Genomic DNA, 6,669 nt, shown 5'->3' with positions numbered 1-6,669 from the left:
CGCTACTGGCGCGCGCTTCGCATGATATTCACCGGCCTAACTTACTACATTACCTACAACTCTGGCAGGCGCCGTCTGTAACCCTTTGTGAAACACTTTCTACACAATATTCGCTTATGCACGCAGGGCAAAATACGAAAAACCTATCACCCCGCACAAAAACCTCGTTTTATTCACTGCGACCGCGGTAGCCCCAAGCCAACATGTATTGCTCGCGGGAACTGCCACGGGAAGAGTCAGGCTTGATCATCTGGATCTTGTCGAATTTCCGACGAGCATCCTTCAGGTAAACATCAAACCCTTCGCCCTGAAAAATCTTGATCACGAAATTTCCACCCGGCTTGAGTATTCGTTCCGCCAGATCAAGCGCCAGCTCGCAAAGAAACATGGCTTTTGGCATGTCCACCTCAGGCGTACCACTCATATTGGGGGCCATATCGGAAATCACAAGGTCAACCTGCGAATTACCCACAGCTTCAAGGATCCGCGCGAGCACTGCGTCTTCGGTGAAGTCACCCTGGATAAAAGTCACGTCCGGAATGCTGTCCATTTCCAGGATGTCCGAAGCGATCAGACGCCCCTGACCACCGATCAGCCGACTGGTAACCTGCGACCAGCCACCGGGCGCAGCCCCGAGGTCGACAACGCTCATGCCAGGGCGGATCAGCTTGTATTTCTCCTGGACTTCCAGAAGCTTGTAACTCGCACGCGAGCGGTAGCCATCCTTCTGCGCCTGCTTCACGTAAGGATCATTGACATGTCTTTTCAGCCAACCAAGGCTTGTCTTGGAACGCGCCATTGGGCACCTCGATGATAAGGGTCGTGATTAATTGGGCGGATCCACGAACCCTCGGGTAAAATGGCCGCCATTTTACAGAATCCAGACGAAAGGGTCAGATTATGCCGCTCACTCCAGAGCAGAAGAAACAGTACAAATCCATTGGCCATCACCTGAAACCGGTTTTGACTGTGGCTGACAACGGTTTGACTGAAGGTGTGCTAGCCGAACTTGAACGCGCCTTGGCGGATCACGAGCTGATCAAAATCAAGCTCAACATCCTCGATCGTGAGTCACGCCTCGCGCACATTGCAGAGCTGTGCAAGGTCGGCAAAGCGGATCTGGTACAGGTCATCGGCAAGATGGCACTGGTTTACCGCAAGAACTTCAGCGCCAACAAGCAGCTGTCGAACGTTCATCGCTTCAAGTGATGAAAAGGGTCAAGGGTGTGCTTCGCGCACCCTGCCACTCCATCCCGGCACCGGCTGCATCACCAGCACCAGCCCGGAAAACCCCAGAACCAGATAACTGAACACCTGCCAGCGCTGCGCATCCGGCCAGCCGACTCGTACTGCGATAAACATCGCGCACGCATACAACGCCATCAACAGCACCTGCCCGCGAAAATCCCGCCATAGACTGCCAAGCCCCTCGGCCTGTACCAGCACCAAAGCCTGAAAAATAACGCATGCGGCGGAGAAACCCACCACCAGCACTTCAAATGCACTGGCGACTTCATCGATCAGCAGCGGTGCCAGGCCAATCCTGCCCAACACCGGCTGCAAACCGAAATGAACCAACCAGAGACCACCGACCCACAGCATCTGGGTCAGCTGCCAAAGCATGGCGCCCGCATGCAGCGGGCGCCCGGTTTCAGATGTGACGGACTTCGACAATCTCGTACTCGATAACGCCACTTGGCGTTTTCACGGCAACCACGTCGCCCTCTTCCTTGCCGATCAAGGCGCGGGCCAGAGGCGAACCGACCGAAATCTTGCCGAGTTTGAAGTCAGCCTCATCCTCACCCACGATGTGGTAAGTGACGCTTTCATCCGTCTCGACGTTAGCGATTTCCACGGTAGTACCGAAAATTACTTTGCCGGTGTGAGGAATTGTTGTGACATCAATAACGACCTGATTCTGAATCCGGCCTTCAATGTCACGAATCCGCGCTTCGACCATGCCTTGCTGTTCGCGGGCGGCATGGTATTCAGCGTTTTCCTTCAAATCGCCCAACTCGCGGGCCGTACCGATGTCCTGGCTGAGCTTCGGACGGACGACCTTGGTCAGGTGAGCGTGTTCTTCTTCCAGGGCTTTCGCGCCCTGGACGGTCATTGGGTACTTGATCATGCCTTCAATCCTGCGTGTAGATCCTGCAAGCGACGCACGGTCTTTTCCGGACCGAACTTCAGCGCTTCACAGATAGCTTCGCCCGCCGCAATGGTGGTGGTGCAGTAAATCTTGTGCTGCAAGGCATTACGGCGAATGGAGTAAGAGTCAGCGATCGACTGACGACCTTCAGTGGTGTTGATGATCAGCGTGACTTCGTCATTTTTGATCATGTCGACCACGTGCGGACGACCCTCGGTCACCTTGTTCACACGGCGCACTTTCAGGCCTGCAGCTTCGATCAGCTTGGCAGTACCGGCAGTGGCAACCACTTCGAAGCCCAAGTTGATCAGATCACGGGCCACGCCTGCAACCAGCGGCTTGTCATCGTCGCGCACGCTGATGAACGCAGTACCGCCGGTCGGCAGCACTTCGCTCGCGCCCATCTGGGCCTTGGCGAATGCTTCACCGAAGGTGTCGCCGACACCCATCACTTCACCGGTCGACTTCATCTCTGGACCGAGGATCGGGTCAACGCCAGGGAATTTGGCGAACGGGAAGACCGCCTCTTTCACGCTGTAGAAGTTCGGAATGATTTCTTTGGTGAAGCCGATTTCTTTCAGGGTTTTACCAGCCATCACGCGAGCCGCGATCATCGCCAGGGAAACACCGATGCACTTGGAGACAAACGGCACGGTACGCGAAGCGCGCGGGTTGACTTCGATGACGTAGATGTCTTCGCCTTGCAGCGCCAATTGCACGTTCATCAGGCCGACAACGCCCAACTCCAGGGCCATTTTCTTGACCTGTTCGCGCATCTCGTCCTGGATATGCAGCGGCAGCGAGTACGGCGGCAGCGAGCACGCGGAGTCACCGGAGTGAACGCCGGCCTGCTCGATGTGCTGCATGATCGCGCCGATCACGACATCAGTACCGTCGCAGACTGCGTCAACGTCCATCTCGATGGCGCAGTTGAGGAAGTGGTCGAGCAGCACAGGGCTGTCGTTCGACACTTTCACCGCATCACGCAAGTAGCGTTTGAGTTCTTCTTCTTCGTAAACGATTTCCATCGCCCGGCCGCCCAGTACGTAGGACGGACGCACGACCAGCGGATAACCGATCTTGCTGGCGGCACGGATCGCTTCGTCCTCGCTACGCACGGTGGCGTTTGGCGGCTGACGCAGGTTCAGACGCTCAACCATTTGCTGGAAGCGCTCACGGTCTTCGGCGCGGTCGATGGCGTCAGGGCTGGTGCCGATGATCGGCACACCGGCGGCTTCCAGGGCACGGGCCAGTTTCAGCGGAGTCTGGCCACCGTACTGGACGATCACGCCTTTCGGCTTCTCGACACGAACGATTTCCAGCACGTCTTCCAGGGTTACCGGCTCGAAGTACAGACGGTCAGAAGTGTCGTAGTCAGTGGAAACGGTTTCCGGGTTGCAGTTGACCATGATGGTCTCGTAACCGTCTTCGCGCAGAGCGAGCGCAGCGTGAACGCAGCAGTAGTCGAACTCGATACCCTGACCGATACGGTTTGGACCGCCGCCCAGGATCATGATCTTGTCGCGACCAGACGGCGCAGCTTCGCACTCTTCCTCGTAAGTCGAGTACAGGTAAGCGGTATCGGTGGCGAACTCGGCCGCGCAGGTGTCAACGCGCTTGTAGACCGGGAACACATCCAGCTTGTGGCGGTGAGTACGCAGGTTTTTCTCGGTGACGCCCAGCAGCTTGGCCAGACGCTGATCGGAGAAGCCTTTGCGCTTGAGCTTGAACATCAGGTCGCGGTCGATAGCGGACAGACCGAGGGTCTTGACCTTCTCTTCGTCTTTGATCAGATCTTCGATCTGCACCAGGAACCACGGGTCAATCATGTTCATGCCGAAGATTTCTTCGACGGTCATGCCGGCGCGGAAAGCGTCGGCCACGTACCAGATACGCTCGGCGCCCGGCACGGTCAGCTCACGCTTGAGCACGCTCATGCTTTCCGGGTTGCTCAGGTCGAGTTTCTCGTCCAGACCGCAAACGCCCACTTCCAGACCGCGCAGGGCTTTCTGCAGGGATTCCTGGAAAGTACGGCCGATGGCCATGACTTCACCCACCGACTTCATCTGAGTGGTCAGGCGTGCGTCAGCCTTGGCGAACTTCTCGAAGGCGAAGCGCGGCAGCTTGGTGACGACGTAGTCGATGGACGGCTCGAAGGACGCCGGGGTCTTGCCGCCGGTGATGTCGTTCGACAGTTCGTCGAGGGTGTAACCCACAGCCAGTTTGGCCGCGACTTTGGCGATCGGGAAACCGGTGGCTTTCGAAGCCAGCGCCGAGGAACGCGATACGCGCGGGTTCATTTCGATCACGACCATACGGCCAGTGTCAGGGCAGATACCGAACTGCACGTTGGAACCGCCGGTCTCGACGCCGATCTCGCGCAGTACCGCCAGAGAGGCGTTACGCAGGATCTGGTATTCCTTGTCGGTCAGGGTCTGAGCCGGAGCCACGGTGATCGAGTCACCGGTGTGCACGCCCATCGGGTCGAAGTTTTCGATCGAGCAGACGATGATGCAGTTGTCCTTTTTGTCGCGGACAACTTCCATTTCATATTCTTTCCAGCCGATCAGCGATTCGTCGATCAGCAGCTCTTTAGTCGGGGACAAGTCCAGACCACGGGCGCAGATTTCTTCGAACTCTTCGCGGTTGTAAGCGATACCGCCGCCAGTGCCGCCCATGGTGAAGGACGGACGGATGATGCACGGGAAGCCCAGGGTTTCGAGAACCGCGTTGGCTTCTTCCATGCTATGGGCGATACCGGAACGCGGGCACGCCAGGCCGATGGATTTCATCGCCTTGTCGAAACGCGAACGGTCTTCAGCCTTGTCGATGGTGTCGGCGTTGGCGCCGATCATTTCCACGCCGAACTTCTCCAGAACGCCTTCGCGCTCCAGATCCAGGGCGCAGTTAAGAGCGGTCTGGCCGCCCATGGTAGGCAGCACGGCATCCGGACGTTCTTTTTCGATGATCTTGGCAACAGTCTGCCACTTGATCGGCTCGATGTACGTGGCGTCAGCCATGTCCGGGTCGGTCATGATGGTGGCCGGGTTGGAGTTCACCAGGATGACGCGATAACCCTCTTCGCGCAGGGCTTTGCAAGCCTGGGCGCCGGAGTAGTCGAATTCGCAGGCCTGGCCGATAACGATCGGGCCAGCGCCGAGAATCAGGATGCTTTTAATGTCTGTACGTTTTGGCATGGGTTTGTCACTCAAATCCGCAGGTCAGTCGGCAAGCCGTCTTGATCGATTTCTGAAGTCTCGAAGGGGCCGCCGGGTTCGGGGCCGCCCTCGAGGAGCTTCTCTCTACAGTCTCAAGGCGAACGCTTAGCGTCGCTTGGCCATCTCGTTGATAAAGCGGTCGAACAGTGGCGCTACATCGTTCGGGCCCGGGCTCGCTTCAGGGTGGCCCTGGAAGCTGAACGCGCTCTTGTCGGTGCGCTCGATGCCTTGCAGGGTGCCATCGAACAGCGACTTGTGGATCGCGCGAACGTTGGCTGGCAGGGTCGCTTCGTCTACCGCGAAACCGTGGTTCTGGCTGGTGATCATCACGACGCCAGTGTCCAGATCCTGCACCGGGTGGTTGGCACCGTGGTGGCCGTGACCCATTTTCAGGGTCTTGGCACCGGAGGCCAGAGCCAGCAGTTGGTGGCCGAGGCAGATGCCGAATACCGGAATTTCGGTTTCCAGCACGTCCTTGATCGCCTGGATCGCGTAGTCGCACGGCTCCGGATCACCAGGACCGTTGGACAGGAACACGCCATCCGGCTTCAGTGCCAGCACGTCAGCAGCCGGAGTTTGTGCCGGCACGACGGTGACGCGGCAGCCGCGCTCGACCAGCATGCGCAGGATGTTGACCTTGACGCCGTAGTCGAAGGCAACCACGTGGTATGGCAACTCGGAAGCTTCGATGGTCGCGTGGCTGTCGGTTTTCAGATCCCAGACAGTCGAACGCCATTCGTATTGCTTCTTGGTGCTGACGACTTTCGCCAGATCCATGCCTTTCAGGCCCGGGAAGCCTTGGGCAGCGGCAATCGCAGCTTCTTCGGAGATGTTGTCACCAGCCATGATGCAGCCGTTCTGTGCGCCTTTCTCACGCAGGATGCGGGTCAGGCGACGGGTGTCGATACCGGCGATTGCCACAACATTGTTGGCTTTCAGGTAGTCGGACAGGGACATCGTGTTACGCCAGTTGCTCGCTACCAGCGGCAGGTCACGGATGACCAGGCCAGCGGACCAGACGCGGTCGGACTCGGCGTCTTCCGGCGTGGTGCCGGTGTTGCCGATGTGCGGGTAAGTCAGGGTAACGATCTGTTGGGCGTAGGTAGGATCGGTATGGATTTCCTGATAGCCGGTCATTGCGGTGTTGAACACCACCTCACCAACGGTTTGACCGTCGGCTCCAATGGCTTCGCCGCGAAAAATGCTGCCATCAGCAAGGGCAAGTATGGCTGGCTTAGTCAAGAAGACCTCCCGTGAATAACGCATGAAAGGGCGATCGCAGGTTGTAAATTAGCGGAGTGA

6 protein-coding genes are annotated in these 6,669 nt (G+C 57.9%); 1 reads left to right on the top strand and 5 read right to left on the bottom strand.

The genetic code is table 11. The annotated features are described in order from the left end of the window. Window positions 1–169 precede the first annotated feature (169 nt). The gene (gene rlmE, locus ACIOVB_RS25620; RefSeq protein ID WP_401272055.1) at window positions 170–799 is read right to left on the bottom strand and encodes a 23S rRNA (uridine(2552)-2'-O)-methyltransferase RlmE; all 630 of its coding nucleotides are present in this window, start codon (window positions 797–799) and stop codon (window positions 170–172) included. Between the two features lie 101 nt (window positions 800–900). On the opposite strand from rlmE, the gene ACIOVB_RS25615 reads away from it, so the two are divergent. Then, window positions 901–1,209, top strand: a complete 309-nt coding sequence (locus tag ACIOVB_RS25615; protein WP_016771761.1) for a YhbY family RNA-binding protein — start codon at window positions 901–903, stop codon at window positions 1,207–1,209. 9 nt (window positions 1,210–1,218) lie between these two features. On the opposite strand, the gene ACIOVB_RS25610 is transcribed toward ACIOVB_RS25615, so the two are convergent. The 4 genes from ACIOVB_RS25610 to carA all read right to left on the bottom strand — a co-directional run bounded on the left by ACIOVB_RS25610 (window position 1,219) and on the right by carA (window position 6,609). Then, on the bottom strand, window positions 1,219–1,623 hold the full coding sequence (locus ACIOVB_RS25610) for an MFS transporter (protein ID WP_187676713.1): 405 nt from the start codon (window positions 1,621–1,623) through the stop codon (window positions 1,219–1,221). 28 nt (window positions 1,624–1,651) lie between these two features. Beyond that, window positions 1,652–2,128, bottom strand: a complete 477-nt coding sequence (greA, locus tag ACIOVB_RS25605; RefSeq protein WP_187676712.1) for a transcription elongation factor GreA — start codon at window positions 2,126–2,128, stop codon at window positions 1,652–1,654. Beyond that, the gene (carB, locus tag ACIOVB_RS25600; RefSeq protein ID WP_187676711.1) at window positions 2,125–5,346 is read right to left on the bottom strand and encodes a carbamoyl-phosphate synthase large subunit; all 3,222 of its coding nucleotides are present in this window, start codon (window positions 5,344–5,346) and stop codon (window positions 2,125–2,127) included. Before carB ends, greA begins: the two co-directional genes overlap by 4 nt. A gap of 126 nt (window positions 5,347–5,472) precedes the next feature. Continuing rightward, window positions 5,473–6,609 (bottom strand): glutamine-hydrolyzing carbamoyl-phosphate synthase small subunit, encoded by a 1,137-nt coding sequence (gene carA / locus ACIOVB_RS25595; protein ID WP_401272054.1) that lies wholly within the window; start codon window positions 6,607–6,609, stop codon window positions 5,473–5,475. Window positions 6,610–6,669 lie beyond the last annotated feature (60 nt).

Source organism: Pseudomonas sp. NPDC087639, assembly GCF_044743385.1.
Classification (GTDB): Bacteria; Pseudomonadota; Gammaproteobacteria; order Pseudomonadales; family Pseudomonadaceae; genus Aquipseudomonas.
The sequence above is the reverse complement of the archived record's forward strand: the minus strand, read 5'-3'. Positions and strand labels throughout refer to the sequence as shown.

What these genes read in the sequence shown, in the direction of transcription:
- rlmE (WP_401272055.1), bottom strand. Translation starts at nt 799, where the DNA reads ATGGCGCGTTCCAAGACAAGCCTTGGTTGGCTGAAAAGACATGTCAAT.
- ACIOVB_RS25615 (WP_016771761.1), top strand. Translation starts at nt 901, where the DNA reads ATGCCGCTCACTCCAGAGCAGAAGAAACAGTACAAATCCATTGGCCAT.
- ACIOVB_RS25610 (WP_187676713.1), bottom strand. Translation starts at nt 1,623, where the DNA reads ATGCTTTGGCAGCTGACCCAGATGCTGTGGGTCGGTGGTCTCTGGTTG.
- greA (WP_187676712.1), bottom strand. Translation starts at nt 2,128, where the DNA reads ATGATCAAGTACCCAATGACCGTCCAGGGCGCGAAAGCCCTGGAAGAA.
- carB (WP_187676711.1), bottom strand. Translation starts at nt 5,346, where the DNA reads ATGCCAAAACGTACAGACATTAAAAGCATCCTGATTCTCGGCGCTGGC.